This is a genomic window from Variovorax multivorans (assembly GCF_051216835.1).
In the GTDB taxonomy this organism is placed as follows: Bacteria; Pseudomonadota; Gammaproteobacteria; order Burkholderiales; family Burkholderiaceae_C; genus Variovorax.
In genome coordinates, this window is sequence record NZ_JBPJZL010000006.1 from 230,318 (window position 1) to 254,114 (window position 23,797).

25 protein-coding genes are annotated in these 23,797 nt (G+C 68.2%); 6 read left to right on the plus strand and 19 right to left on the minus strand.

Annotation, left to right across the window (positions count from 1 at the left end; genetic code table 11):
* Positions 1 to 3: 3 nt before the first annotated feature.
* Genes ACSFCA_RS17300 through ACSFCA_RS17325 form a run of 6 tightly spaced genes read right to left on the minus strand, consistent with a single transcriptional unit; the run spans position 4 to position 6,491 of the window.
* A complete protein-coding gene (locus tag ACSFCA_RS17300; protein ID WP_435460402.1) occupies positions 4 to 1,734 on the minus strand; it encodes an acetyl/propionyl/methylcrotonyl-CoA carboxylase subunit alpha in 1,731 nt (576 codons plus the stop codon).
* A gap of 10 nt (positions 1,735 to 1,744) precedes the next feature.
* The gene (locus ACSFCA_RS17305) at positions 1,745 to 3,310 is read right to left on the minus strand and encodes a 5-oxoprolinase subunit B/C family protein (protein ID WP_435460536.1); all 1,566 of its coding nucleotides are present in this window, start codon (positions 3,308 to 3,310) and stop codon (positions 1,745 to 1,747) included.
* Positions 3,311 to 3,312: 2 nt separating this feature from the next.
* Complete coding sequence (locus ACSFCA_RS17310; RefSeq protein ID WP_435460401.1) at positions 3,313 to 4,080, minus strand: LamB/YcsF family protein; 768 nt, start codon at positions 4,078 to 4,080, stop codon at positions 3,313 to 3,315.
* Positions 4,081 to 4,097: 17 nt separating this feature from the next.
* Positions 4,098 to 4,781: a pyroglutamyl-peptidase I gene (gene pcp, locus ACSFCA_RS17315; RefSeq protein WP_435460400.1), complete on the minus strand. Its 684-nt coding sequence runs from the start codon at positions 4,779 to 4,781 to the stop codon at positions 4,098 to 4,100.
* Between the two features lie 10 nt (positions 4,782 to 4,791).
* Positions 4,792 to 5,748: a DUF979 domain-containing protein gene (locus tag ACSFCA_RS17320; protein ID WP_435460399.1), complete on the minus strand. Its 957-nt coding sequence runs from the start codon at positions 5,746 to 5,748 to the stop codon at positions 4,792 to 4,794.
* A 2-nt stretch (positions 5,749 to 5,750) separates the two neighbouring features.
* Positions 5,751 to 6,491, minus strand: a complete 741-nt coding sequence (locus ACSFCA_RS17325; protein WP_093055460.1) for a DUF969 domain-containing protein — start codon at positions 6,489 to 6,491, stop codon at positions 5,751 to 5,753.
* Between the two features lie 304 nt (positions 6,492 to 6,795).
* On the opposite strand from ACSFCA_RS17325, the gene ACSFCA_RS17330 reads away from it, so the two are divergent.
* On the plus strand, positions 6,796 to 7,500 hold the full coding sequence (locus ACSFCA_RS17330; protein ID WP_258352307.1) for a GntR family transcriptional regulator: 705 nt from the start codon (positions 6,796 to 6,798) through the stop codon (positions 7,498 to 7,500).
* Here ACSFCA_RS17330 and ACSFCA_RS17335 read toward each other — a convergent pair.
* A complete protein-coding gene (locus tag ACSFCA_RS17335; protein ID WP_435460398.1) occupies positions 7,497 to 7,733 on the minus strand; it encodes a hypothetical protein in 237 nt (78 codons plus the stop codon). The genes ACSFCA_RS17330 and ACSFCA_RS17335 overlap by 4 nt on opposite strands.
* Positions 7,734 to 7,807: 74 nt before the next feature.
* Between ACSFCA_RS17335 and ACSFCA_RS17340 the strand changes: the two genes are divergently transcribed.
* On the plus strand, positions 7,808 to 8,440 hold the full coding sequence (locus ACSFCA_RS17340; protein ID WP_093174258.1) for a LysE family translocator: 633 nt from the start codon (positions 7,808 to 7,810) through the stop codon (positions 8,438 to 8,440).
* A 6-nt stretch (positions 8,441 to 8,446) separates the two neighbouring features.
* On the opposite strand, the gene recG is transcribed toward ACSFCA_RS17340, so the two are convergent.
* Positions 8,447 to 10,573 carry an ATP-dependent DNA helicase RecG gene (gene recG / locus ACSFCA_RS17345; protein WP_258352304.1) on the minus strand — a complete coding sequence of 709 codons (2,127 nt, stop codon included), beginning with the start codon at positions 10,571 to 10,573 and terminating at the stop codon, positions 8,447 to 8,449.
* Positions 10,574 to 10,655: 82 nt separating this feature from the next.
* Here recG and queA point away from each other — a divergent pair, with 82 nt between their 5' ends.
* Together queA and tgt are read left to right on the plus strand one after the other, a co-directional pair.
* Positions 10,656 to 11,768, plus strand: a complete 1,113-nt coding sequence (queA, locus tag ACSFCA_RS17350; protein ID WP_435460397.1) for a tRNA preQ1(34) S-adenosylmethionine ribosyltransferase-isomerase QueA — start codon at positions 10,656 to 10,658, stop codon at positions 11,766 to 11,768.
* A gap of 34 nt (positions 11,769 to 11,802) precedes the next feature.
* A complete protein-coding gene (gene tgt / locus ACSFCA_RS17355; RefSeq protein ID WP_435460396.1) occupies positions 11,803 to 12,975 on the plus strand; it encodes a tRNA guanosine(34) transglycosylase Tgt in 1,173 nt (390 codons plus the stop codon).
* Positions 12,976 to 12,996: 21 nt separating this feature from the next.
* On the opposite strand, the gene ACSFCA_RS17360 is transcribed toward tgt, so the two are convergent.
* Entirely contained in the window at positions 12,997 to 13,365 is a 369-nt protein-coding gene (locus ACSFCA_RS17360) for a hypothetical protein (protein ID WP_258352301.1), read from the minus strand.
* Positions 13,366 to 13,501: 136 nt separating this feature from the next.
* On the opposite strand from ACSFCA_RS17360, the gene ACSFCA_RS17365 reads away from it, so the two are divergent.
* A complete protein-coding gene (locus ACSFCA_RS17365) occupies positions 13,502 to 14,284 on the plus strand; it encodes an SDR family NAD(P)-dependent oxidoreductase (RefSeq protein ID WP_258352300.1) in 783 nt (260 codons plus the stop codon).
* Positions 14,285 to 14,356: 72 nt separating this feature from the next.
* Here the strand turns inward: ACSFCA_RS17365 and ACSFCA_RS17370 are convergent, their stop codons facing one another.
* From ACSFCA_RS17370 to ACSFCA_RS17400, 7 genes are all read right to left on the minus strand, one after another.
* Positions 14,357 to 14,737 (minus strand): DUF3597 domain-containing protein, encoded by a 381-nt coding sequence (locus ACSFCA_RS17370; RefSeq protein WP_093055446.1) that lies wholly within the window; start codon positions 14,735 to 14,737, stop codon positions 14,357 to 14,359.
* A 137-nt stretch (positions 14,738 to 14,874) separates the two neighbouring features.
* Positions 14,875 to 15,945 carry a zinc ribbon domain-containing protein gene (locus tag ACSFCA_RS17375; RefSeq protein WP_258352299.1) on the minus strand — a complete coding sequence of 357 codons (1,071 nt, stop codon included), beginning with the start codon at positions 15,943 to 15,945 and terminating at the stop codon, positions 14,875 to 14,877.
* 21 nt (positions 15,946 to 15,966) lie between these two features.
* Positions 15,967 to 16,785, minus strand: coding sequence for a DUF2145 domain-containing protein (locus ACSFCA_RS17380; RefSeq protein ID WP_435460395.1), 819 nt, complete (start codon positions 16,783 to 16,785; stop codon positions 15,967 to 15,969).
* Complete coding sequence (locus tag ACSFCA_RS17385; protein ID WP_435460394.1) at positions 16,782 to 17,240, minus strand: hypothetical protein; 459 nt, start codon at positions 17,238 to 17,240, stop codon at positions 16,782 to 16,784. The genes ACSFCA_RS17380 and ACSFCA_RS17385 overlap by 4 nt, the downstream gene beginning before the upstream one ends.
* 27 nt (positions 17,241 to 17,267) lie before the next feature.
* Positions 17,268 to 17,774 (minus strand): YiaA/YiaB family inner membrane protein, encoded by a 507-nt coding sequence (locus ACSFCA_RS17390; RefSeq protein ID WP_258352297.1) that lies wholly within the window; start codon positions 17,772 to 17,774, stop codon positions 17,268 to 17,270.
* Positions 17,775 to 17,900: 126 nt separating this feature from the next.
* Entirely contained in the window at positions 17,901 to 19,856 is a 1,956-nt protein-coding gene (locus tag ACSFCA_RS17395; RefSeq protein WP_435460393.1) for an MFS transporter, read from the minus strand.
* 14 nt (positions 19,857 to 19,870) lie between these two features.
* The gene (locus ACSFCA_RS17400; RefSeq protein WP_258352295.1) at positions 19,871 to 20,725 is read right to left on the minus strand and encodes a hypothetical protein; all 855 of its coding nucleotides are present in this window, start codon (positions 20,723 to 20,725) and stop codon (positions 19,871 to 19,873) included.
* Positions 20,726 to 20,874: 149 nt separating this feature from the next.
* On the opposite strand from ACSFCA_RS17400, the gene ACSFCA_RS17405 reads away from it, so the two are divergent.
* Complete coding sequence (locus ACSFCA_RS17405; protein WP_258352294.1) at positions 20,875 to 21,609, plus strand: helix-turn-helix domain-containing protein; 735 nt, start codon at positions 20,875 to 20,877, stop codon at positions 21,607 to 21,609.
* A gap of 3 nt (positions 21,610 to 21,612) precedes the next feature.
* On the opposite strand, the gene pyrF is transcribed toward ACSFCA_RS17405, so the two are convergent.
* From pyrF to rimI, 3 genes are read right to left on the minus strand one after another with little or no spacing between them, the layout of a single operon-like run.
* The gene (gene pyrF / locus ACSFCA_RS17410) at positions 21,613 to 22,437 is read right to left on the minus strand and encodes an orotidine-5'-phosphate decarboxylase (protein ID WP_258352293.1); all 825 of its coding nucleotides are present in this window, start codon (positions 22,435 to 22,437) and stop codon (positions 21,613 to 21,615) included.
* Positions 22,438 to 22,470: 33 nt separating this feature from the next.
* Positions 22,471 to 23,256 carry a uracil-DNA glycosylase family protein gene (locus ACSFCA_RS17415; protein ID WP_435460392.1) on the minus strand — a complete coding sequence of 262 codons (786 nt, stop codon included), beginning with the start codon at positions 23,254 to 23,256 and terminating at the stop codon, positions 22,471 to 22,473.
* Entirely contained in the window at positions 23,253 to 23,795 is a 543-nt protein-coding gene (gene rimI / locus ACSFCA_RS17420; RefSeq protein ID WP_435460391.1) for a ribosomal protein S18-alanine N-acetyltransferase, read from the minus strand. Before rimI ends, ACSFCA_RS17415 begins: the two co-directional genes overlap by 4 nt.
* Positions 23,796 to 23,797: the final 2 nt, after the last annotated feature.

The following is a 23,797-nucleotide window of genomic DNA, read 5'->3' on the forward strand; positions in this document are numbered from 1 at the left end:
GCCTCAGCCGATAGTCGCAATGGCGGCGCCGGCCGCCACATAGCCGCCTGCGGCGACCGAGAAGGCGATGCGTCCGGCGCGATGCGCGAGCACCTGCATTTCCATCTTCATCGCCTCCATCACGGCGATGACGCTGCCCGCCGCGACCTCGTCACCATCGGCGACCTTCCAGCCCTGCACCGTGCCGGAGACCGGCGCGACCACCGCTGCGGCGTCCACCACTGCTGCCGCTTCAACCGGTGCAGCGCCCGCACCACCGGCCGCAGACGACAGCCCGCTCAGCAGCACGGCAGGCAGACCCAGCGACATGCGGCGTCCATCCACTTCGATCGACGTGCGCAGCAGAGCCGTGTCAGGCAACGGGTCCGGACGCATTGCCGCAGCTTCGCCGTTGGCGAAGTCTGTTTCGATCCAGCGCGTGTGCACCTTGAATGCATCGCCGGACACGAAGTCGGGGTGCACCATCACGGCACGATGAAACGGCAGCACCGTGGGCAGGCCCTCGATGCGGAATTCCTTGAGCGCACGACGCGCCCGCGCAATGGCCTGCTCGCGCGTTGCGCCGGTGACGATGAGCTTGGCCATCAGCGAATCGAAGGTGCCCGGCACCTGCGAGCCGGCATCCACACCGGCATCGACGCGCACGCCGGGGCCCGAAGGCGCATCGAACACCTTGACCGGCCCGGGCGAAGGCATGAAGCCGCGCCCCACGTCTTCAGCATTGATGCGGAACTCGAAGGCATGGCCGCGCGGCACCGGCGTCTGCCTGATCGACAGCGGCAGCCCTTCGGCAATGCGCAGTTGCTCGATGACGAGGTCGATGCCCGTGGTTTCCTCGGTCACCGGGTGCTCCACCTGCAGCCGCGTGTTCACTTCGAGAAAAGAGATCGCACCGCTCGCGCTCAGCATGAACTCGACCGTGCCGGCGCCTGTGTAGCCGGCTTCCGCGCAGATGTCGCGTGCCGACTGGTGAATGCGTTCGCGCTGCTCGTCACTCAGGAAGGGCGCGGGCGCCTCTTCCACCAGCTTCTGGTTGCGCCGCTGCAGCGAGCAGTCGCGCGTGCCGAGCACCACCACGTTGCCGTGCGTGTCGGCCAGCACCTGCGCCTCGACGTGGCGCGGGCGGTCGAGGAACTGTTCGACATAGCACTCGCCGCGGCCGAAGGCCGTCACGGCCTCGCGCACCGCCGATTCGTAGAGGCCTTCAACCTCGTCGAGCCGCCACGCCACCTTGATGCCGCGGCCACCGCCGCCGAACGCGGCCTTGATCGCGACCGGCAATCCGTGCTTCTCGGCGAAGGCGAGCACCTCGCCGGCGTTCTTCACTGGATCGGCCGTGCCCGCGACCAGCGGCGCGCCGACCTTCATCGCGAGCTTGCGGGCCTGCACCTTGTCGCCCAGCATCGCAATCGCGGCCGGCGACGGGCCGACCCAGGTGAGGCCGGCATCGATGACGGCCTGCGCGAACGCAGCGCTTTCAGAGAGAAAGCCGTAGCCCGGGTGCACCGCGTCGGCGCCGCAGCGCGCGGCCACCGCCAGCAGCTTGGCGATGTTCAGATAGGTGTCGGCGGGCTTGTTGCCATCGAGCCCATAGGCCTCGTCGGCCATGCGCACGTGCAGCGCATTCAGGTCGGCATCGGCATACACCGCGACCGATTGCACACCGTGGTCGGCACAGGCGCGCGCGATGCGCACGGCGATTTCGCCGCGGTTGGCGATCAGGAGTTTTTTCATCGGGAGGCTTTCACTGGGCCATGGGCTTGAAGCGGACGCGCGCATTCACGGGGATCTGCCCCGCGCGGTCCAGGTGGTGTGTAGCGACGGAGGCGATCACCGGATAGCCGCCGGTCAGCGGATGGTCGGCCAGGAACAGCACGGGCTGGCCGCTGGGCGGCACCTGGATCGAGCCGTGCGCCGTGCCCTCGCTGGGCAGCTCTGCGTGATTGGCGCGTGCCAGCGGTACCTCGCCCGCGAGCCGGATGCCGACGCGGTTCGATTGCGGCGTGACCACCCACGGCTGGCTGCACAGAAGCTCGACCGCATCGGGCGTGAACCAGTCGGTGCGCGGGCCGAACACGATGTCGAGCACGACTTCTTCCTGCACGGTGGGCAGGTCCGCCGGTGACGTTTCGGGCGCACCGACCACGGCGCCGGTGGCGACCGCGCGCACGGGCAGCACGTCGCCCGTGGCGATGGCTGGTGGGCCAACGCGGGCCAGCGTGTCGGTCGAGAGACTGCCCAGCACGGGCGCGATGTCGAAACCGCCGCGCACGGCGATGTAACTGCGGATGCCGGCCTGCGGCTCGCCGAGCGCAAGCACGTCGCCATCGGCCAGCGCGATGGGCTGGTAGCGCGGCAGCGGCCACTTCGCGCCATCGGCGCGGGTCAGCGTGACGGGGCCGTCAGCGCCTGTGATCGCCACCACCGCGTCGCCACGGCAGGCGAGCTGGAAGCCGCCATAGGCAATCTCCACGCAGGCCATGTCCGATGCGTTGCCGACCAGCCGGTTGGCCGCCTGCAGCGAGCGCTGGTCCATCGCGCCGGAGGCCGATACGCCCTGCCCGGCCTGGCCATGCCGGCCGCCGTCCTGCAGCAGCGCTTGCAGGCCCGCAGCGCGAATCTCGAAGGCGCAGCCGCCATCCACAGCAGCGGCTTGAGAAGGCAAGGACGCCACTGCCACAGGCACTGCCTGCGGCAATCCGGTGACATCCACGAAGCGCACCGTGTCGCCCGGCTGCAGCAGCGCGGGCGTCTCGCGCGCCAGGTCCCACATCGGCGCATCGGTGATGCCGATGATCTGCCAGCCGCCGGGGCTGGCCTGCGGGTAGACGCCGCTGAAGCTGCCCGCAAGGCCGACCGCGCCCGCCGGAATGCGCGTGCGCGGCACCGTGCGGCGCGGCACGTTCAGGCTCGGGTGCCCGCCCGAGAGATACGCGAAGCCCGGCGCGAAACCGGTGAAGGCGACGGTGTAGTCGCTGCCGGTGTGGCGGCGAACCACCTCCTCGGGCGTGATGCCCAGCAGGCCGGCAACCTCGGTCAGGTCTTCGCCGTCGTAGCGCACGGGAATCTCGATGCGCTTGTCGATGCGCGTCTCGCGCGCGTCGAGGCTGCGCTTGCCGATCTGCCGCACGAGTTCGTCAGTCGAAATCGCAGCCGGGCGGAAAGTGATCAGCAACGTGCGCGCAGCCGGCACCAACTCTTCGATGCCCGCGATGGGTTCGGCGCGCAGCGAGGCCAGCAGCGCGAGGGTTTGCGGCAGGTCGTCGAGCTCGACCAGCACGGCGTTCAAATTGACCGGCAGGAAGCGCATCGTCATGCGGCTGAATCCACGAAGGAGCGGATCGTCACGCCCGCCTGCTCCAGCCGCACGCGCACCTGGCGGGCCATCTCGACCGCGCCCGGGCTGTCGCCGTGCACGCAGACCGATTCGGCCTCGATGCGCACCGTGCTGCCGTCGATGGCCGTGACCACGCCGTCGGTGGCCAGCCTCAGCATGCGCTCGGCCACTTCGTCGGCGTCGTGCAGCACGGCGCCAGGTTCGCGGCGCGACACCAGCGTGCCCTGCGGCGTGTAGGCGCGGTCGGCAAAGGCTTCGGCCACGGCGCGCAGGCCTTCGTCGCGCGCCCAGCCCAGCAGCGGCGAGCCCGCCAGCGCCACCAGGCACAGGCCGGAGTCGATCTCGCGGATGGCGGCGATCACGTCGCGCGCCTGGCGCTCGTCGTGGGCGATGGTGTTGTAGAGCGCGCCATGCGGCTTCACGTAGCGCACGGTGGTGCCGGCGGCGGCCGCAAGGCCTTTCAGCGCACCGATCTGGTAGATCACGTCGGCGCGCAGGTCGGCGCTGTCGACGTCCATGTTGCGGCGCCCGAAGCCCACGAGGTCGCGGTAGGCCACGTGGGCGCCGACCGCGACGCCCCGCTCCTTCGCCTGCCGCAGCGTGCGCAAAATGCCCGCCGGGTCGCCCGCATGGAAGCCGCAGGCCACATTGGCGCTGCTCACGAGGGAAAGCATGGCGGCGTCGTCGCCCATGCGCCAAACGCCAAGGCTCTCGCCGAGGTCGCTGTTCAAGTCGATGTTCATCGTTGGTCTCAGGGTCATCAATGCAGGCGGCCGGCGGTCTCGCGCACGTCGTCGCGCACGGTGAGCGCGGCGCGTATCGCCACGCGGAAGGCTTCGACCTGCGTCGCCAGTGCCATGCTGGCCACGCCCGGCTTGGAGGCCGCCTGCTCGGGCAGGTAGGGCACGTGGATGAATCCGCCGCGCGTGTGTGCGAGCGCCGGGCTCGTCGCGATGCGGTGCATCAGCGCATAGAAGATGTGGTTGCACACGAAGGTGCCGGCAGTATTGGAAACCGCCGATGGCAGCCCTGCTGCGCGCATGTCGCGCACCATGGCCTTGATCGGCAGCGTCGAGAAGTAGGCCGCCGGCCCACCCGCGACCACCTCGGTGTCGATGGGCTGGTAGCCGGCGTTATCGGGAATGCGCGCGTCGTCGACGTTCAGCGCGGCGCGCTCCAGCGAGATCTCGCTGCGCCCGCCCGCCGCGCCGATGCACAGCACCAGCCGTGGCGCCGGCCCCACCAGCGCTTCGTCGAGCGTGTCGATGGCGCGGCCGAACACGCAGGGCAGCTGCACCGCCTGCACCACTGCGCCTTCGCAGGCCCAGCCGTCGAGCGATCGCGCGATTTCCCACGCCGGGTTGACGGGATCGTTCTCGAAAGGCTCGAAGCCCGCGAGCAGCACGCGGGGCGCCGCGCCATCGGTGGTCTTCGTCTTCGTCATGCTCGGCGCCTCAGCGGAACATCAGGAAGTACATCAGGAAGATGTTGACCACCAGCAGCGCGGCCGCGGTCGGTACCTGCACCTTGATTACCGCGTTCTTGTCGGGCAGCTCCAGCAGCGCCGCCGGCACGATGTTGAAGTTGGCCGCCATCGGCGTCATCAGCGTCCCGCAGTAGCCCGAGAACATGCCGATGGCCGCCATCACCGCCGGGTCGCCGTGGTACACGCCCACCAGCACCGGCACGCCGACGCCGCCCGTCATCACCGGGAAGGCCGCGAAGCCGTTGCCCATGATGATGGTGAAGAGCGCCATGCCCAGCACGTACACAACGACCGCGACAAAGCGGATGTCCATGTTGATGTAGCTCGTGGTGATGTACGCCACCGCCTTGCCCACGCCCGCGTCGGAGAACACCAGGCCCAGCATGCCCAGCATCTGCGGCAGCACCACGGCCCAGCCCAGCGCGTCGGTCAGTCGGCGCGACTCGCGCATGCCCTGCACCGGCGTCTCGCGCGTCAGCCAGCAGGCCAGCGCCAGCGCCACCACGCAACCCACGCCCAGGCTCACCAGCGTGGTGTTCTTGGGGTCGAGCAGGAAGGCGTCGCCGATCTTCACCTTGCTCATCAGCACGGTGCCGATCACCGTGACCAGCGGAATCGCCAGCGCCGGCATGAAGAGCTTGTTACCCAGGCGCTTGGCGCTGGTTTCGTATTCGGCCGGCGTGGGTTCCTTGTGCTTGCCCGCGCCGACGCCGCGCAGGCCGGCAATGACGGCCATGCCGATGGCGCCCACGCCGACCCATGCGGGCGGCAGCTTGTCGCCGACCAGGAAGACCAGTGAATAGAGCCCCCAGAACAGCGCGCTGGTGTAGCGCTTGGGGTGCTGGCGGTCGGCCAGCGTCATGACTGCCGTGATCGCGAGGATCAGGCCGACCAGGATGTACAGGTGCTGGATCGAGAGAATCATGATCAGCGGCCTTCCTGCGTGGCCGGAACGGCGGGCGCATCGGACGCCGGTGCGCCGCCCAGTTCACGTGCCAGCGACTGGTCGAGCCGGCGCAGGCGCCAGGCGTGGATGATGAAGGCGGCAATCGCCGTCGGGATGCCCCACAGCGCGATGTGCAGCGGCTCGACGTCGATGCCGGCCTCGTGCAGGAAGGTGCTCATCAGCACGATGGCGCCGAAGGCCACGAAGATGTCTTCGCCGAAGAACAGGCCCACGTTGTCGGTGGCCGCAGCATAGGCGCGCAGCTTGTGGCGGATGCGATCGGGCAGCTTGCCGTAGCGGGTTTCGGTGGCGCCTTCGGCCATGGGCGCGAGCAGCGGGCGAACCATCTGCGGGTGGCCGCCCAGGCTGGTGAGGCCCACGGCCGCCGTGAGTTCGCGCGCTGCGAGGTAGACGATCAGCAGGCGCCCGGCTGTGGCCGACTTGATGCGGCTGATCCAGTTCTGCGCGTGCTGGCGCAGGCCATGGCGCTCGAGCAGCCCGATCACCGCCAGCGGCAGAAGAATGATCAGCGGCAGGTTGCGGGTCTTGATGAACCCGGTGCCGATGGCCGTGAGGATCGCCATCGGGCCGAAGCCCGCGGCAATCGCCGTGGCGATGGCCGTGACGATCACCACCAGCATCGGATTGAAGCGCAGGATGAAGCCCGCAATGATCACGGCGACGCCGATCAGCGGCCACAGATGAGGGATGTCAGGAGTCATGTTGGTCTTTCGGTTCTGGATTCGGAGACACCTTGCGCGGGGGCGCCGGCAAGCCGCTTCATGCAAACTGCGTGCCAATGAATGAGCAATTCAAATCATCTGAATCACTCATTTCTCATAAATTGTTGAACAATTTGTGCGAGTGTGCCCAACAACAGTGCCTGACTGAACCCATGAAAACCCTGAGCGTGTCAACACTTGGTGCATCGGGCGGCGGCCGGGCGGGTGCCGTCCGGCGGGGAAAACCTGCTACAAACGCCCGGACTCCCCGCCCCCTTCCCCGCTCCCCTCACCCCCTCCTGGCATGACTCCACCGGCCTCCCCGACTTCACCCGCCTCGCCGGCCGCCGGCGCGCAGACGCTCAACGACCGGGTCGCGGAGCTCATCCGCCAGAAGATCGTGAAGGGCGAGTTCTCGCCGGGGCAGCGGCTGTCGGAGGCCGCGCTGGCCGACAGCTTCGAGATTTCACGCAACACCCTGCGCGAGGTGTTCCGCACGCTGACCAAGGAAGGGCTGCTCAAGCACGCGCCGAACCGCGGCGTGTTCGTGGCGGTGCCGAGCATCGCGTCGATCATCGACATCTACCGGGTGCGCCGCCTCATCGAATGCCAGGCCCTGGCGCAGGCCTACCCGCGCCACCCGGCCAAGAAGCACATGCGCGAGGCGGTGGAAATGGCCCTGAAGTGCCGCGACGCCGGCGACTGGCTGGGCGTGGGCACGGCCAACATGGAGTTCCACAAGGGCATCGTGGAACTGGCCGACAGCGAACGGCTGAACATCCTGTTCGCGCACATCCTGGTCGAGCTGCGGCTGGCCTTCGGCCTGCTCAAGGACCCGGAGTTCCTGCACGCGCCTTATGTGGACATGAACACGAAGCTGCTCGAACTCATCGAGGCCGGCAAGTTCGCCGAGGGCTCGGCGTCCCTCAACGACTACCTCATTCACTCCGAGCGCATCGTGCTCGCGGTCTACGCGCGGCAGATGCCGGAAAGCGGCATCGACAACTAGGCAGCCGCCAGTTCGAGCTTCATGCCCTCGTGCGTGGCCTCGAACCCCAGTCGCTCGTAGAAGCGGTGCGCGTCGGTGCGGCGCTTGTTCTGCCGCCAGGCGGTTTCGTAGAGAGCGGCATCGCCCGGTCGCTCGCGCGCCGCGCCGAGCACGTCGTCGGCCAGCATGGCGGTGATGGCGGGGAGATCGGCCTGTACGGCCTTGCGTATCTTCAGAGGGGAATTCGTTGTCATGGCATTCGCCGCGGCTTTCTCGGGATGAGCTGAAATAATGGCAGCCCCTGCAACGCCCCGCCGACGGACCCGCCATGACCCTGTCTGCCTACCTGCTCTTCCTGCCGGCCTGCTTCGCCATCAACATGGCATTCGGCCCCAACAACCTGCTGTCGGTGACCAACGGCGCGAAGCATGGCGTCTCGCCGGCAGTGATCGCGGCCAGCGGCCGGCTCGTGGCCTTCGCGATCATGATCGCCATCGCGGGGCTGGGCATGGGTGCAGTGCTGGTGGCGTCGGAGCTGGCCTTCGACGTCATCAAGTACATCGGCGCGGCGTATCTCGTGTGGATCGGCATCCGCCTGCTGCGCGCCCCGGCGCCAACGGCCGAGGTGCAGGCGCGCGACGCGTCCGCGCCGCCCTCCATGCGCGCGCTGGCGCGGCAGGAGTTCACCGTGGCAGCGGGCAACCCGAAGGCCATCCTGGTGTTCACCGCCTTCTTTCCGCAGTTCGTGGTGCCCGGTGCCTATGCCTCCAGCTACATGCTGCTGGGCGTGACCTTCCTGGTGTTCGAGCTGGTCGCGATCGCGCTCTACGCAATGCTCGGTGCGCGCATGCGCCGGCTGGCCGACGGCAGCCGCGCGATGCGCTGGTTCAACCGGGTGAGCGGCAGCATGATGGTCGGCTTCGGGCTCATCCTGGCCTTCACGCGCCGCCCTGCGGCCTGATCTTCCTCAGGCTTTCAGGTACTCGGCCTTGGTGCCGAGCCAGCGGTCGATGTGGCGCTGGGCCAGGTCGGGGTGCTTGCGGAGCATGACCGGCGCGAGTTCACGGGCCCAGTCGAGCAGCAGCGTGTCGGTCGTGAGGTCGGCAAAACGCAGCAGCGGTGCGCCCGACTGCCGCGCGCCAAGGAATTCGCCGGGCCCTCGAATCTCCAGGTCGCGCCGTGCGATCTCGAAGCCGTCGCTGGTCTCGGCCATCGCCTTGAGCCGCGCACGCGCCGCCTCACCGACGCGGCCGCTGTCGCCCGGCGCATAGAGCAGCACGCAGGCCGAGGCCGCCGCGCCGCGCCCCACGCGGCCGCGCAGCTGGTGCAGCTGCGAGAGGCCGAAGCGCTCGGCATGCTCGATCACCATCAGCGAGGCGTTCGGCACGTCGACGCCCACTTCGATCACGGTCGTGCTCACCAGCACCTGGATTTCATTGGCGGTGAACGCGGCCATCACCGCCTGCTTCTCGGCCGTGGGCATGCGCGAATGCAGCAGGCCGACCTGAATGGGCTCGCCCAGCGTCTCGGCGAGCTCGTCGCGCGTTTCGGTCGCGTTGCGCAGGTCGACCGCTTCGCTCTCCTCGATCAGCGGACACACCCAGTACACCTGCCGCCCCTGCGCAATCTGCGCATGGATGCGGTCGATGACTTCGTCGCGCCGGTGGTCGGCCACCAGCTTTGTGACGATGGGCGTGCGGCCCGGCGGAAGCTCGTCGAGCGTGGAGACGTCGAGGTCGGCGTAGTAGCTCATCGCGAGCGTGCGGGGGATGGGCGTGGCGCTCATCATCAGCAGATGCGGCTCCAGATGCCCACCGGCCTTGCCGCGCAAGGCCAGGCGCTGCGCGACACCGAAGCGATGCTGCTCGTCGATGATGGCGAGCGCGAGGTTCTTGAAGCGCACCTTCTCCGAGATGACCGCGTGCGTGCCGATGACCAGAGCCGCCTCGCCGCTTTCAACGGCGGCCGACATCGCATCGCGCTCCTTCTTCTTCTGGCTGCCCGTGAGCCACGCCACGCGCAGGCCGCGCTCGGCCAGCAGCGGATCGAGCCAGCCGACGAGCTTGCCGAAATGCTGAGCCGCGAGGATTTCGGTGGGGGCCATCAGCGCGCACTGGAAACCCGCGTCGATGCAGCGCGCCGCCGCGAGCGCCGCCACCACGGTCTTGCCCGAACCCACGTCGCCCTGCAGCAGCCGGTGCATCGGTATCTCGCGGCCCAGGTCGCGCGTGATTTCTTCGCCGACGCGTTGCTGCGCGCCGGTAAGGCCGAAGGGCAACACCGCGAGCAACTGCGCATGCAGCGAGCTTGCGACCGGCTCGGCAGGCGCGGGCAGCACCGGCGCGCGCTGTGCTGCGCGCTCCAGCCGGGCCTGCAGCTGCGACAGCTGCTGAGCGAGCAGTTCCTCGGCCTTGATGCGCTGCCAGGCCGGATGGCTGTGGTCTTCGAGCGTGGCCATCGCCACGTCGGGCGTCGGGTAGTGCAGAAAGCTCAGCGAGGCGCGCAGATCCCAGGCACCGCGCAGGCCGATCTGCACGGGGATGGTCTCGTCGAGCACCGCGCGGGCAAGGCCCGAACGCACCTCGCGCCGCAGCACCGGCTGCGCGAGCCCGGCCACTGTCGAATACACCGGCGTGAGCGCATTCGGCAGCGCGGTGCCGGCCGCCTTCACGGTCGGGTGCATCATCTGCCGCCCCACGAAACCGCCGCGCATCTCGCCCCGCACGCGCACCCGCGCGCCGATCGCCAGCTGCTTCTGCTGCGAGGGATAGAAGTTGAAAAAGCGCAGCTGGCAGGTGTCGCTGCCGTCGTCGATGGTCGCCAGCAACTGGCGGCGCGGGCGGTACACCACCTCGCATTCAGTGACGACGCCTTCGACCTGCGCCATGTCGCCATCGCGCGTGTCGGCCAGCCGCACGATGCGCGTCTCGTCCTCGTAGCGCATCGGCAGGTAGAGCGCGAAGTCGATGTCGCGCACGAGGCCGAGCTTGCGCAGCGCGCGCTGCACGAGGCTCAGGCCCGAACCTGGTGCAACCGGTGCCGCAGGCGCGGCTGCGGTCTTTTCGGGCGGTTCGGGCTTGGACGCGGCGGGCATGGGACAATTCTGCCCGGCTCCCGCCCTGTTTTTTCTTTTCCCCATGCCTCCTTGGCACGGGCCCGTCCGGCCCTCAAGCACCATGCGCGCCTTCACGCTCTCCGATTTCGATTTCGCATTGCCACCCGAACTGGTGGCGCAACACCCGGCCACCGAACGCACATCCTCCCGTCTGCTCGACGGCACAGGGCCGGCCCCGGTCGACCGCATCTTCAAGCACCTGCCCTCGCTGCTGCGCGCGGGCGACCTGCTGGTCTTCAACGACACGCGCGTAGTCAAGGCGCGCCTGTTCGGCGAGAAGCCCACCGGCGGCAAGCTCGAACTGCTGGTCGAGCGCGTGCTGCAGGGCCACGAGGTCGTGGCGCACATGAAGGTCAGCAAGAAGCCGACCGTGGGCACCACGCTGCAGATGGTCGGCGGCTTCCGCGCCACGCTGCTCGGCCGCTGGCCCGACGAACAGGGCGCGCTGTTCCGCTTCGGCTTCGAGAGCGACGCGGGCGAAGACCCGTATGCGCTGATGGCCCGCTGCGGCCACGTGCCGCTGCCGCCCTACATCACGCACACAGATTCGGCCGACGACGAAAGCCGCTACCAGACCGTGTTCGCGCGCGTGCCCGGCGCGGTGGCCGCACCCACCGCCGCGCTGCACTTCGACGAAGGCCTGCTGGCCGAACTCGAAGCGCGCGGTGTGCAGCGCGCCAACGTCACGCTGCACGTGGGCGCCGGCACCTTCCAGCCGGTGAAGACCGAGAACATCGCCGAACACACGATGCACGCCGAGCGCTACGAAGTGCCCGAGGCCACGCAGCGCGCCATTGCCGAGTGCAAGGCACGCGGCGGTCGCATCGTCGCGGTCGGCACGACCACCGTGCGCACGCTCGAATCGTGGGCCAAGAGCGGCGAGGCCACGGGCGACACGCGCATCTTCATCACCCCGGGCTTCGCCTTCGAACACGTCGACCTGCTGGTGACGAACTTTCATTTGCCCAAGAGCACGCTGATGATGCTGGTCTCGGCCTTCGCGGGCTACGAGCGGGTGATGGCGCTGTATGCCCACGCCATTGCCCAGGGCTACCGCTTCTTCAGCTATGGCGATGCCATGCTATTGGAGCGCGAGACAGCGACGCTCGCGGAATTGCAGGCCGAATTGCGCGGCATCCCCACAAGCATCCTCGATGACGCCGAGCGTTTTTGATTGCGTGCCTCGATCAACCACACCCCGAATTCCGATGCTCTCCTTCGAACTCCTCAAGACCGACCCCGACAGCCACGCGCGCCGCGCCACGCTCACGCTCAACCACGGCAAGGTGCAGACGCCGATCTTCATGCCCGTGGGCACGTACGGCACCGTCAAGGGCGTGATGCCGCGCAGCCTGGAAGAGATGGGTGCGCAGATCATCCTGGGCAACACCTTCCACCTGTGGATGCGCCCCGGCCTCGACGTGATGGCGAGCTTCGGCGGGCTGCATCAGTTCGAGAAGTGGGACAAGCCCATCCTCACCGACTCGGGCGGCTTCCAGGTGTGGTCGCTGGGCGCAATGCGCAAGATCAGCGAAGAGGGCGTGAAGTTCGCATCGCCCGTCAACGGCGACAAGCTGTTCCTCACGCCCGAGGTCTCGATGCAGATCCAGACCATCCTCAACAGCGACATCGTGATGCAGTTCGACGAGTGCACGCCCTACGACACCAAGGGCCACATCACGACCGAGGCCGAGGCGCGCATCTCGATGGAACTGAGCCTGCGCTGGGCCAAGCGCTGCCAGAGCGAGTTCGCGCGGCTCGAGAACCCGAACGCCCTCTTCGGCATCGTGCAAGGCGGCATGTTCGAGAACCTGCGCGAAGAGTCGCTGGCGGCGCTGGTCGACATGGACTTTCCGGGCTATGCCATCGGCGGCGTGAGCGTGGGCGAGCCCAAGGAAGAGATGCTGCACATCATGGGCCACACGCCGCACCGGCTGCCCGCGAACAAGCCGCGCTACCTGATGGGCGTGGGCACGCCGGAAGACCTGGTGCAGGGCGTGGCCGACGGCGTCGACATGTTCGACTGCGTGATGCCCACGCGCAATGCGCGCAACGGCACTCTCTTCACGCGCTTCGGCGACCTGAAGATGCGCAACGCGCGCCACAAGAGCGACCCGCAACCGATCGACCCGAGCTGCACCTGCCACGCCTGCGCGGGCACCTCGGGCGTGAGCTGGAACGACGGCGGGCGCGAGGGCTTCAGCCGCGCCTACCTGCATCACCTGGACCGCTGCGGCGAAATGCTGGGGCCGATGCTCACGACCATCCACAACCTGCACTACTACCTGAACCTGATGAGCGAGATCCGTGAGGCGCTGGACGCGGGCACGTTCACGGAGTTTCGCGCGCGCTTCAAGTCGGAGCGCGCACGCGGCGTCTGACGCCCCCGGGGCGGCCAACCGCTACTTCAAAGGTTGGATCGGCAGCGGCGTCGCATAGGGCTCGATGCGCAGCAGCTCGTTCTTGAAGACGACGATCTGCTTGAGCGGCGCCTGCACCAACGCGCCGCCCGCGTCCTTGTGCGAGGCGTACTGCCAGAGCGTGAGCTGGCCCTTCGCGGCGAGCTGCGCAGCCAGCCGCTCCACGGCGGGGTTGGAACCCGCGCCGAGCTGCGCCGCATCGACGCCCACGACAACCTCGTCGCGCGGCGAGACCACCTTGAAAAGCTGCACAGGCGCTGCCGGCGCCTGGGCGCGAACTGAGCGCACGGCCAGGGCGGCAGGGAGAAGCGAGAGCGCAAGGAGGGCGCGGCGGGGAAAGGTCTTCGTCATGCAGGCAAGCGTAGTCACGCAGGCCCGCGCTGCCCATTCGCCGTAAGCCATACGCCGGCCGGCGGCCCCGCGCCCGGCAGGGGCACATGCATCCGGTACGCTTGCCGACTCTCCTCACCGCTGTTGCCGCATTCACATGACCGACGCATCACAACTTTCGCCCTACACCGCCCGCTATCCCTCGCTGGCCGGGCGCACCGTGTTCATCTCCGGCGGCGCCAGTGGCATCGGCGAATCGCTGGTGCGGGCCTTTCATGCGCAGGGCGCGAAGGTCGGTTTCTGCGACCTCGATGCTGCTGCCGGCAACGCGCTCGCGGCCCAGCTGCAAGGCGAGCACCCGGCGCTGTTCGTACCGTGCGACGTGACCGATACAGTCGCGCTCGCCGCCGCCATCGACGCGGTCCGCCAGCGCTTCGGACCGATTGCCGTGCTGCTGAACAACGCAGCCAACGACCGCCGCCACGAAATGGCCGACGTGACCAGCGAAGACTTCGACCGCCTCGTGGCCGTCAACTTCAAGCACCAGTTCTTCGCCGCGCAGGCGGTGGCCGACGACATGCGCGCGCTGGGCGGCGGCTCGATCGTCAACTTCGGCTCCATCAGCTGGATGATCAAGGGCAAGGGCTACCCGGTGTACCAGGCCTGCAAGGCGGCGGCGCGCGGCCTCACACGTTCGCTGGCGCGCGACCTGGGCAAGCAGAACATCCGCGTGAATTCGATCGTGCCGGGCTGGGTGATGACCGAGCGGCAGATCAAGCTATGGGTCAAGCCCGAATCGGGCGCGGAGATCGATGCGGCGCAATGCCTGCCGGGGCGCGTGATGGCGGAAGACATTGCGGCGATGGCGCTGTTCCTGGCGGCGGACGATTCGCGCATGTGCACAGCGCAGGACTATGTGGTGGACGCAGGCTGGACCTGAAGCCTTTCTTCGCCTCCTCCACCAAGCAAAAAGCCCGGCATGCCGGGCTTTTTGATGTGCGTTGCGAGCAGGTCAGTCGCGCAGTTCTGCGGGCACCTTGCCACCGTTGGCGGCCAGCTTGGTCATCACCTGGCGATGCAGCCAGATGTTCATCTTGGCGCTGTCGCTGGTGTCCGAGCCGTAGCTCAGTTCGGCGGCCAGTTGCTTGCGTGCGTCGAGGCTGCTGTCCAGGCCCAGGAGCTTCATCAGGTCGACGATGGAGGTGCGCCAGTTCAGGCTGCTCGCGCCGGGCATGCCGTCGAGCAGAGCCTCGACGTCCACCACGGTGATGGCGGGCGGCGGCGCTGCCGCGGCGGGGGCGCCTGCGGGTGCGTCAGGGGCCGGCGCAGCAGGTGCGGGCGCGGCGTTTGCGGACGGGAAAATCTTGGAAAGGATGCTGCCGAAAATGCTCATGCTGGTGCTCCGTCGAAGGGGTTGGCTGAAAATCTGCGGCAACGTTTGTGTCGCAGTCGGCGGTTGTAGCACGACCGTGCGGCATACCAGCTACACGGTGTGTCGATCGGGCCGCCTCCTGTGACCGAATTCGCAGACTACGCGGCAGGCGATGCAATGGGCGGCAACACGCGCGGCGCGGCCGAGGTTCCGCAGGCATGGCAGAACTTCGAGAACGCGCTCTTGCGCGTCTCGCAATTGCCGCAGTGGTCGAACAGGCCAATGCCGCAGTGCGGGCAGAAGTCGATCTCGTTGTTCTTCAGGTCCACCGGCCGCTCGCAGCCGGGGCACACGCTCTTGCCCAGGCGCGCGAGCGCTGTGTCGTAGCTGAGCTCTTCGCGCCGCACCTGGTCGGGCTGCTGCTCGGCCAGCTTCTGCCGCGCCAGGTAGCGGTTGAGCGCGACGATGGCATAGCGCCCCACCAGCACCGTGAGCACGATGCCCACCACGTAGCGCACATAGCCGCCATAGCTCGGCAGATAGGGCACCAGCTCGACGAAGAAGGCGAACAGCGCGAAGAAGATGAAGCCCCACACGAACGGCCAGTAGGTGCTCTTGCGCTTCTTCACAAACAGCCAGCCGGCCACTAGCAGCAGCGGCAGCGTAAGCGCCAGCCGGTAGGCGAACACGCGCAGCTCGATGCGGCGGTATTCGGCGTCGAGCTTGATCTGCGCGTCGCGCTCCAGGTCGGCAAGCGCCGTACGGGCGCGCTGCTCGGCCTGGCGCGCATCGAGCGCGATCTGCTGCTGCGCGTTGACCTTGCGCTGCAGCTCGTTTTCTTTCTGCTTGAAGGCGTCGAGCGTCTTGGTGCGCGCGATGAGCTCGGTGTCCTGGTCGGGCTGCGCGGTGGCGCGGCGCGTGGCGATCCAGTTGCCGAAAGTCTCGCGCGCATTGGCGCTGGCCTGCTGCGCGGCGTTGAGCTGCAGGCGGATCTGATCCAGGTCGCGCGCGGCCTCCAGCTCAGCGGCTTCAGAGGCCTTGATGGTGGCGCGCAGCGGCTCGGCCTTGGGCTTGTCGATGAAGTCGTCGAGCTGGCGCACGCGCTCCACTTGCGGCAGGTCGCTCACGACGGTGCTGCCGAGCCCGATGAGGAAGCTCGCGAACACCAGCGCCACCAGCCAGAGGCCGCGGCGGAACCATTTTTCGGAAAGGCGCAGGGATTTGCTCATGTTGTTTTCTCCTCGTTCTCGTTATTGAAGCCTGAGTGTCACCGGCGCCGCGCCCAGCCCGGCACGCGGCAGCCACGCGAACACCGAATCGACCGTCACCGTCTCGATGCGGTCCGAGAACCGCTTGTCGTTCGGATGATCGTCGAAGGCCACGTTGGCCGAGCCTACGCGGCCGCCCAGCCGGGTGAGCGGCCCGAGCTTCAGCGTGGTCGGCTCGTAGCCCTTGAACTGCATCCAGGCCTGCGCCTGCGTGCGGTTGACGATGGTGGCGGGTTCCATGGCGGCGGCCAGCGTCTCCACCGCCCACTGGTTCGACTGCTGGTACTTCTGGCCCCAGACGTAGCTCACGATGCTGTAGGGCGCGGTGTTCAGCCGCACGATGCGCGCGGGCGATTCGTTCAGCACAGCCAGCAGATGCGTCTGCACGTCGGGCGTGGGCACGACCCAGGCCGCCTCGTAGCGCCACGGGTCGTCGAGGAAGAACTCGCCGAGCCCCTGGCGGTAGATAGCGGCCACCGCGGTGCCGCACTGGTTGAGCTTGTGCACCACGCGCCACGGGCCGGCATCGGTCTTGTAGGCAAAGCCCAGGTGCGAATAGCGCAGGCCGTACTTGCTCAGGTCTTGCCCGGCCCGCGCGAGGATCACGACGCGCGCGCCGCTGGCGTCGAGCGCCTGCGAGGTGCGCTCGGCCATCTGCATACCCTTGACGATCACGTCGGGTGTCGGCCTGACCTGCTCGCAAGAGCGGCCGGCCCGCGCCTGCATCGGCAGCAAGGCCATCGCGGCGAAGACGACGATGGTGGCCAGCCCGCAGAACACGGGCAGCGCGCCGCGCTTCATGACAGCCTCTCGTTGTAGAGCAGCGCGCGGCCGATGGCGTTGGGCACAAAGGCCAGCACTTCGCCGGCGGCCGACAGCACGACGCCCGTGCCGATCACGCTGACGACGACGCTGGTGCCCACCGCGTTCGATACGCCATTGGCGGCGCGCCCCGCCACCTTGATGCTGGCGCGCGCGCCGTCCGAGGCGCGTTCGAGCACGTACACCGTGCCGTCGGCAGAGGCTTCGATCGCAACCACGGTGAGCGTCGAGCCCGCCACCGACAGCGCGGCAGGCAGCGCGACCGCCGCGGTGGCCGAAGCCCCGACGGCGGAGGCGGTGACCACCACCGATGCCACCGGCATCAGCGAGAGGGCAATCGAAGCCTCGCTCTGCGCCTGGGCATGCAGGGGAACCGTGACGCCGGCGAAGGCGGTGCAGGCGGCGACGAGGACAGCGGCAATCGACTTTTTCATGATGGGCTTTCGTTGATCGGACATGGGTTATTCGGCAGAGGAAGCAGCGGCTTCGGCGCGGGCCTGGCGGCGGCCCTGCAGGCGGGCTTCGGCCATGTCGGCTTCATGGCGGTCGCGCAGCGTCTTGGCCAGCGTGAAGGCCGAGCTGATGAGGAACAGCCAGCTCACGCCCAGGAAGGCCTTGTAGGCCTCGTTGATCTCCATGCGCACGAGGCCCCAGCCGGTCAGGCCCATCGCGGTGAAGAAGCTGCCCCAGACGACCAGCTTCCACATAGGCACGTCACGGCCCGCATCGGCGCCGCGCTCGGCGGCCTGCTGGCTGTCGCGCACGAACTTGGCCAGCATGAAGGCGGTGCTCAGGCAGAACACGTAGCCCATCACCATGAACGCCCGGTCCAGCGCCTCCCCTGGCAGCCAGCTCAGGCCGGTGGCGCACAGGAAGACGGCGATCGCGAACGAAGCCCAGGCCTGGAACTGCCAGGCCCGCGTGTCGCGCTGGATGAAAACGGTCGAGGTGGATGAGAGGGGTTGCATGTGTGCCTCGCGGCGTAGTGAAGGTGAGCGAATGATGGTTCGCCCCCGCACCGCGAGGCTTGAATGCTTGCACCAGTGGCGGCTTTCAGCGCCACCGGTATCTGCAACTGATACTTTTTAGGTGTTTCAGGCGCCCAGCAGGGCGCCAACGCGCTGGCGCAGCGACTCGGGCTGCACCTCGGCCGGCGGCACGGGGCCGCCGACGTTCAGGCCCACGCGGCTGAAGAAGCCGCGGCGGAAGGGCTTGGCCATGGCCACCTGCTCGCCGCCGCGCAGCTCGATGCGGCTGAAGTACGAGCCCCAGAGGTTGATCAGCGCCATCGGGATCACCGGCGGCTCCAGGCCTTCGCCGCGCGCGCTCTCGACGATCTTCATCACGCCGCCCTTGAAGGGCTGCAGCGTGCCGTCGCGCGTGATCGCACCCTCCGGGAAGATGGCGAGCAGGTCACCCTCGCGCAGCACGCCCAGAGCCTTGGCAAAGGCCGCTTCGTACGCTGCCGGGTCTTCCTTCTGCGGCGCGATGGGAATGGCCTTGGCCAGCTTGAACAGCCAGCCCAGCACCGGCACCTTGAAGATGCGGTGGTCCATGATGAAGCGGATCGGCCGCGGGCTCGCCGCCATCAGCAGCACCGCATCGATGAAGCTCACGTGGTTGCACACCAGCACCGCCGCGCCCTCGGTGGGAATGTGCGACTCGCCCTTGATGTCGAAACGGTAGACAAAGCGCGACAGCACCCAGGCCACGAAGCGCAGCAGGTACTCGGGCACCAGCATGAAGATGTAGAACGCCACCACCGCGTTGGCGATGCCGGTGAACAAAAAGATCTGCGGAATGGTGAAGCCCGCCCCCAGCAGCGCACCGGCGATGACCGAGCTGCCGATCATGAACAGCGCGTTGAGGATGTTGTTCGCCGCGATGATGCGCGCGCGGTGCGTGGGCTGGCTGCGCAGCTGGATCAGCGCGTACATCGGCACGCTGTAGAGCCCCGCGAACAGCGACAGCAGTGCCAGGTCGGCCATCACGCGCCAGTGTGCGCCCTGGTGCACGAAGGCGCCGATGCCCATCTCGGGCACCTTGGGCAGCCCGCGCGAAGCAAAGTACAGGTCGATGGCGAACACGCTCATGCCGATGGCGCCCAGCGGCACCAGGCCGATTTCCACCTGCCGGCGGCTCAGCGTCTCACACAGCAGCGAGCCGACGCCGATGCCCACCGAGAACACCACCAGCAACAGCGAGGCCACCTGCTCGTCGCCGTGCAGCACTTCCTTGGCGAAGCTCGGAAACTGGCTCAGGAACACCGCGCCGAAGAACCACATCCACGAAATGCCCAGCAGCGAGCGGAACACCACCACGTTCTCGTTCGCGAGCTTCAGGTTGCGCCAGGTTTCGCTGATGGGGTTCCAGTTGATGACCAGCCCCGGATCGGTGGCCGGCGCCTTCGGAATGGCCTGCGCCCCGCCCCGCCCCACCAGCGCCAGCAGCACGCAGCCCACGGCCACGCTCATGTGGCCGATCTGCGGCACCGCCACCAGCAGCCCGCCCGCGACCTGCCCGAGCAGGATGGCAACGAAGGTGCCCATCTCGACCATGCCGTTGCCGCCCGTGAGCTCGCGCGCATCGAGCACCTGCGGCAGGTAGGCGAACTTGACCGGCCCGAACAGCGTGGAATGCAGCCCCATGAGGAACACGCAGCCCAGCAGCACCACGGCATTGGCCGTGACGAAGCCCCAGGCGGCGATCAGCATGATGACGATTTCGAGGTTCTTGACGAAGCGGATCATCTTCGTCTTGTCGAACTTGTCGGTGAGCTGGCCGGACGTGGCCGAGAACAGCAAAAACGGCAGGATGAACAGCGCGCCGATCACCAGCCCCGCCATGGCAGGCGGCATCCAGCTCAGCTGGAGCTGGTAGGTCACCATGACGGTGAAGGCGAACTTGAAGAGGTTGTCGTTCGCCGCGCCAGCGAACTGGGTCCAGAAGAAAGGCGCGAAGCGCCGCTGCTTGAGGAGGGCGAACTGGTTGGCGTGGGCGTTCGCTTCATGGGCCACGGGTGTGGCTGCGGCAGCGGCGGGATTTGTCATTCGAAGAGTGCTCCTCAGGCGGCCACGGCGGCGGCGCCCGGATTGTGCCGTAGTGCGGCTTCCCAGCGCATTTCGAGCTTGTGGAGCGCAAGCACCACGGGCAGCCCGGCGAGCGAGGCCGTCAGGTGCTTCAGCGTATGGCCCGAAACCGTGTGCCGCGTGAACTCGTAGATCTGGTGGTCGGCCATCTCGAAGGCCTTGGCCAGCACGTAGAAGAAGATGACCCAGCCCAGCTTCAGGCCGAGCGACTTGCGCATCGGCGTGGCCAGCGCCAGCGTCACCACCAGCGCCATGCCGCCGAACTGCACCAGCGCCCAGGGCATGACGTTGCCGGTTTCCTGGAACACCTCGGCCGAGAGCAGGCCGGCCGTCAGCACGAACCAGGCGGCGGGCCAGCCGGCGCGCTGGCTCACCCGCTCGCAGACCGCCACCCCGATCAGCCCTGCGAAGGCCACCGCCATGCCGGCGCGGTCGGCAGCGAGCCGGGGGGCGTCGGGCACGAGGTGGAAGAAGGCCGAGCCCGCGGCGGTGGCGATCAGGCCGGCGAAGAAGAGCCAGGCGCAGTCCAGCGTGTTGTCTGGCGGGTCGCTGGCGGGCGGGGCCAGGGGGAATTGCGACAGCGCTTCCTGGTGCGAGCGGTCGATGCGGTTGAGCCGGTACAGGCCCCACAGGCCGATCACCACGAAGGGAATGTTGCTCAGCACGTCCATCGCGTTGGGCAGGCCGTGCCAGGCGCGGTCGTCGGCGAACACCGAGGCGATGGCGACTTCGGCGGCCGGCAGATCGGGGCCGAAGAAGGCGATCAGCGTAAGCAGCGCGAAGGTGAAAAGCAACCCGCGTTCGCGGCGGCTGAGAGAGGGCAGAAGCATGGCGGTCCTCGGTGGGGGTGGGTCGGTACGAGCCGCGGAATTTAGTGGCGGGCCGCTCCACAGGCATCGAGAATCGATACGTGGCACTAATTCACACCTGACGGTATCTTCAATCGATACTTGCCGGCGCCCGTGTACGCTTCCGGGCCATGAGCACCACCGTCGATCTCGTCCAGGCCCTCAAGAACGAACTCAAAAGCGCGCGCATGACCTACGCCGACCTGGCGCGGTCGCTCGACATGGCCGAATCCAGCGTCAAGCGGATGCTGGCCAAGAGCGACATGCCGCTGTCGCGCGTGGACGCCATCTGCCGGGCGCTGAAGATCGATTTCGCCGAGCTGGCGCGCCGCGTGGCCGACGCCCAGCCGCTGCTGAAGGAGCTGACGCACGAGCAGGAAAAGGCCGTGGTCAAGGACAAGAAGCTGCTGCTGGTGGCCATCAGCGTGCTGAGCCAGTGGACGCTGGAGCAGATCGTGACGGCCTACCGCGTGAGCGAGGCCGAGTGCATCGGCTGCCTGGCGCAGCTGGACCGCATCGGCATCATCGAGCTGCGCCCACTCAATCGGTATCGCCTGAAGCTCGCCAAGACCTTCCGCTGGCGGCCGCACGGCCCGGTGATGGAGTTTTTCCGCGAGAACGTGGTGCTCGACTACTACCGCGGTGGCTTCGACGGCCCGGCCGAGGGGCTGCTGCTGGTGCACGGCTCGATCAGCCGCTCGCTGGCGCCGGCCTTCCTGGAGCGCCTGCAGCGCGTGGCGCAGGACTTTGCGCAGCAGCACCAGACTGACCAGAAGCTGTCAGCCAAGGACCGCGAGGGCTACACGCTGCTGCTGGGCATGCGCAACTGGGAATTCGAGCTCTTCACCCGCCTGCGGCGGGCCTGAAACTCAGGGTTTGGCGGCTTCCAACGCGTCGCGCGTGGTGCGCGCGGCCTTTTTCGCCGCTTCGGCAAAGTCGTCGCCTGACGACGCATAAATGATCGCTCGCGACGAGTTCACGACGATCGGCGCATCGGCACGCCAGCCGGCGCGCACCGTGGCGACCGCATCGCCGCCCTGGGCGCCGACGCCTGGAATCAGCAGCGGCACCGTCGGCGCGAGTTCGCGCACGCGTTCGATCTCTGCCGGGTAGGTCGCGCCCACCACCAGGCCAAGCTGGCCATTCAGGTTCCACGGCCCCTGCGCCAGCCTGGCGACGTGTTCGTACAAAAAGGGCTGCCCCTCGACATCCGCCAGCCGCTGCCCCTGCAGGTCGGACCCGCCAGGGTTGCTGGTGCGGCACAGCAGGAAGGCGCCCTTGCCCTCGTGCTTGAGGTACGGCGCGACCGAGTCGAAGCCCATGAAGGGCGACAGCGTCACCGCGTCGGCGCCGTAGCGCTCGAAGGCTTCCAGGGCGTATTGCTCAGCGGTGGAGCCGATGTCGCCGCGCTTGGCGTCGAGGATCGTGGGCACGTGGGGCGCGTTGCGGCGCATGTGCTCCATCAGCTGTTCGAGCTGGGCTTCGGCGCGATGGGCCGCGAAGTAGGCGATCTGCGGCTTGAAGGCGATGACCAGGTCGGCCGTCGCGTCGACGATGCGCGCGCAGAAGTCATAGATGCGGCTGGCGTCGCCCTTGAATTGCCCCGGAAATCTGGCTGGCTCCGGATCGAGCCCCACGCAGAGCAGGGAGCCGTTTTTTTGCTGTGCGGCGGCCAGCTTGTCGAGGAAAGTCATGGGGCCTGATTTTAGGCGGCCCGCTTTCGGCCCTCAGTTTGGAGCGGGCGTGTGCTGTTCGGCGGCCAGGCAGAGGTCGGCCCAGGCGCGGGCCTTGTCGGCGGGATTGCGCAGCAAATACGCGGGGTGGTAGGTCGCCACCACCGCCGCGCCACCGACGGAATCCAGCGGCACAACGCGGCCGCGCAGCTTGCCCAACGGGTCGCCGCTGCGCATCAGGCTTTGCGCCGCCAACGGGCCCATCGCCAGCACGATGCGGGGGGCGAGCGCCGCGGCGTGCTCGTCGAAGGCCTCGTCGATTGCGCGCGGGCTGCCGGGCTGGCCGGCGGCCACGCCGCGGTGGGTGCGCATGAGGTGCACTGGCGTCTGGCCGTCGTGCAGCTTCAGTGCGCGCAGCATGTTGTCGAGCAGGCGGCCGGCGTCGCCCTCGAAGGGCTCGCCGTGGCGGCCATCGGCTTCGGGCGGCATGTCGGCAACGACCAGCCAGCCGCCCTGCGTGGATTCCGCTGCGCCGGCGTCGGCATAGAGACGGCAGGGCGCCTCGACCAGCACGGCAGCGCCCTGGGACAGCGGCGCAGCCGCCTGGCGGGCAGCCGGTGCGGGTGCCGCAGCAGGCCGGGCGGCCGGTGCCGGCGCGGCAACGGGTGCTTCGACCTGCACGCGTTCTTCGACCACGGCTACCTCTTCTTCGGCAACAGCAGCCGTCTCAGGCGCCGCCGCTTCCACCGCCTCAGGCACAGGCCACCAGACCTTCACGCCCATCTCGTCGAGCATCGCGCGCTGACGCGCGTCGAGCTTCAATGTCTGTACCGCACTCATCGCAAGGCTCCCCAGGCGGAGCCTGATTCGTTCAAACGCAGGCTCATGACGACGGCGTCCTCGCGCTTGCCGTCGTGCGCCGGGTAGTAGCCCTTGCGCACCCCGACGCTGCGAAAGCCCTGGCGCATGTAGATGTCGAGCGCGCGCTGGTTGCTCTGGCGCACTTCGAGCCACAGCCACTGCGCCCCCTCGGCGCGCGACCAGCCGCCCAGCGCCTCGAGCATGAGCGGCGCCCAGCCCTGGCGCTGGAAGGCCGGCGCGACGGTGATGTTCAGCAGGTGCACCTCGTCGACGCCCTTCATGGCGACGTAGTAGCCGATCAGCGTTTCGCCCAGCAGGGTGACCGGCGAGCTCACGCCCTGTGCCACGCCGGGCGCCAGCAGGCACTGGCAGTGGTAGCCCACGGCCATGGAATCGGTGAAGTTGGCGCGCGTCCAGGGGTGGCTGTAGGCCGTCTGCTCGACCGCGCAGACGGCATCGATCCGCTCGACAGTGAGCGGTTCGAGGCGGGCTTCGACGGGCTGGAGGACGGCGCTCATGC

What these genes read in the sequence shown, in the direction of transcription:
- ACSFCA_RS17300 (WP_435460402.1), bottom strand. Translation starts at nt 1,734, where the DNA reads ATGAAAAAACTCCTGATCGCCAACCGCGGCGAAATCGCCGTGCGCATC.
- ACSFCA_RS17305 (WP_435460536.1), bottom strand. Translation starts at nt 3,310, where the DNA reads ATGCGCTTCCTGCCGGTCAATTTGAACGCCGTGCTGGTCGAGCTCGAC.
- ACSFCA_RS17310 (WP_435460401.1), bottom strand. Translation starts at nt 4,080, where the DNA reads ATGAACATCGACTTGAACAGCGACCTCGGCGAGAGCCTTGGCGTTTGG.
- pcp (WP_435460400.1), bottom strand. Translation starts at nt 4,781, where the DNA reads ATGACGAAGACGAAGACCACCGATGGCGCGGCGCCCCGCGTGCTGCTC.
- ACSFCA_RS17320 (WP_435460399.1), bottom strand. Translation starts at nt 5,748, where the DNA reads ATGATTCTCTCGATCCAGCACCTGTACATCCTGGTCGGCCTGATCCTC.
- ACSFCA_RS17325 (WP_093055460.1), bottom strand. Translation starts at nt 6,491, where the DNA reads ATGACTCCTGACATCCCTCATCTGTGGCCGCTGATCGGCGTCGCCGTG.
- ACSFCA_RS17330 (WP_258352307.1), top strand. Translation starts at nt 6,796, where the DNA reads ATGACTCCACCGGCCTCCCCGACTTCACCCGCCTCGCCGGCCGCCGGC.
- ACSFCA_RS17335 (WP_435460398.1), bottom strand. Translation starts at nt 7,733, where the DNA reads ATGACAACGAATTCCCCTCTGAAGATACGCAAGGCCGTACAGGCCGAT.
- ACSFCA_RS17340 (WP_093174258.1), top strand. Translation starts at nt 7,808, where the DNA reads ATGACCCTGTCTGCCTACCTGCTCTTCCTGCCGGCCTGCTTCGCCATC.
- recG (WP_258352304.1), bottom strand. Translation starts at nt 10,573, where the DNA reads ATGCCCGCCGCGTCCAAGCCCGAACCGCCCGAAAAGACCGCAGCCGCG.
- queA (WP_435460397.1), top strand. Translation starts at nt 10,656, where the DNA reads ATGCGCGCCTTCACGCTCTCCGATTTCGATTTCGCATTGCCACCCGAA.
- tgt (WP_435460396.1), top strand. Translation starts at nt 11,803, where the DNA reads ATGCTCTCCTTCGAACTCCTCAAGACCGACCCCGACAGCCACGCGCGC.
- ACSFCA_RS17360 (WP_258352301.1), bottom strand. Translation starts at nt 13,365, where the DNA reads ATGACGAAGACCTTTCCCCGCCGCGCCCTCCTTGCGCTCTCGCTTCTC.
- ACSFCA_RS17365 (WP_258352300.1), top strand. Translation starts at nt 13,502, where the DNA reads ATGACCGACGCATCACAACTTTCGCCCTACACCGCCCGCTATCCCTCG.
- ACSFCA_RS17370 (WP_093055446.1), bottom strand. Translation starts at nt 14,737, where the DNA reads ATGAGCATTTTCGGCAGCATCCTTTCCAAGATTTTCCCGTCCGCAAAC.
- ACSFCA_RS17375 (WP_258352299.1), bottom strand. Translation starts at nt 15,945, where the DNA reads ATGAGCAAATCCCTGCGCCTTTCCGAAAAATGGTTCCGCCGCGGCCTC.
- ACSFCA_RS17380 (WP_435460395.1), bottom strand. Translation starts at nt 16,785, where the DNA reads ATGAAGCGCGGCGCGCTGCCCGTGTTCTGCGGGCTGGCCACCATCGTC.
- ACSFCA_RS17385 (WP_435460394.1), bottom strand. Translation starts at nt 17,240, where the DNA reads ATGAAAAAGTCGATTGCCGCTGTCCTCGTCGCCGCCTGCACCGCCTTC.
- ACSFCA_RS17390 (WP_258352297.1), bottom strand. Translation starts at nt 17,774, where the DNA reads ATGCAACCCCTCTCATCCACCTCGACCGTTTTCATCCAGCGCGACACG.
- ACSFCA_RS17395 (WP_435460393.1), bottom strand. Translation starts at nt 19,856, where the DNA reads ATGACAAATCCCGCCGCTGCCGCAGCCACACCCGTGGCCCATGAAGCG.
- ACSFCA_RS17400 (WP_258352295.1), bottom strand. Translation starts at nt 20,725, where the DNA reads ATGCTTCTGCCCTCTCTCAGCCGCCGCGAACGCGGGTTGCTTTTCACC.
- ACSFCA_RS17405 (WP_258352294.1), top strand. Translation starts at nt 20,875, where the DNA reads ATGAGCACCACCGTCGATCTCGTCCAGGCCCTCAAGAACGAACTCAAA.
- pyrF (WP_258352293.1), bottom strand. Translation starts at nt 22,437, where the DNA reads ATGACTTTCCTCGACAAGCTGGCCGCCGCACAGCAAAAAAACGGCTCC.
- ACSFCA_RS17415 (WP_435460392.1), bottom strand. Translation starts at nt 23,256, where the DNA reads ATGAGTGCGGTACAGACATTGAAGCTCGACGCGCGTCAGCGCGCGATG.
- rimI (WP_435460391.1), bottom strand. Translation starts at nt 23,795, where the DNA reads ATGAGCGCCGTCCTCCAGCCCGTCGAAGCCCGCCTCGAACCGCTCACT.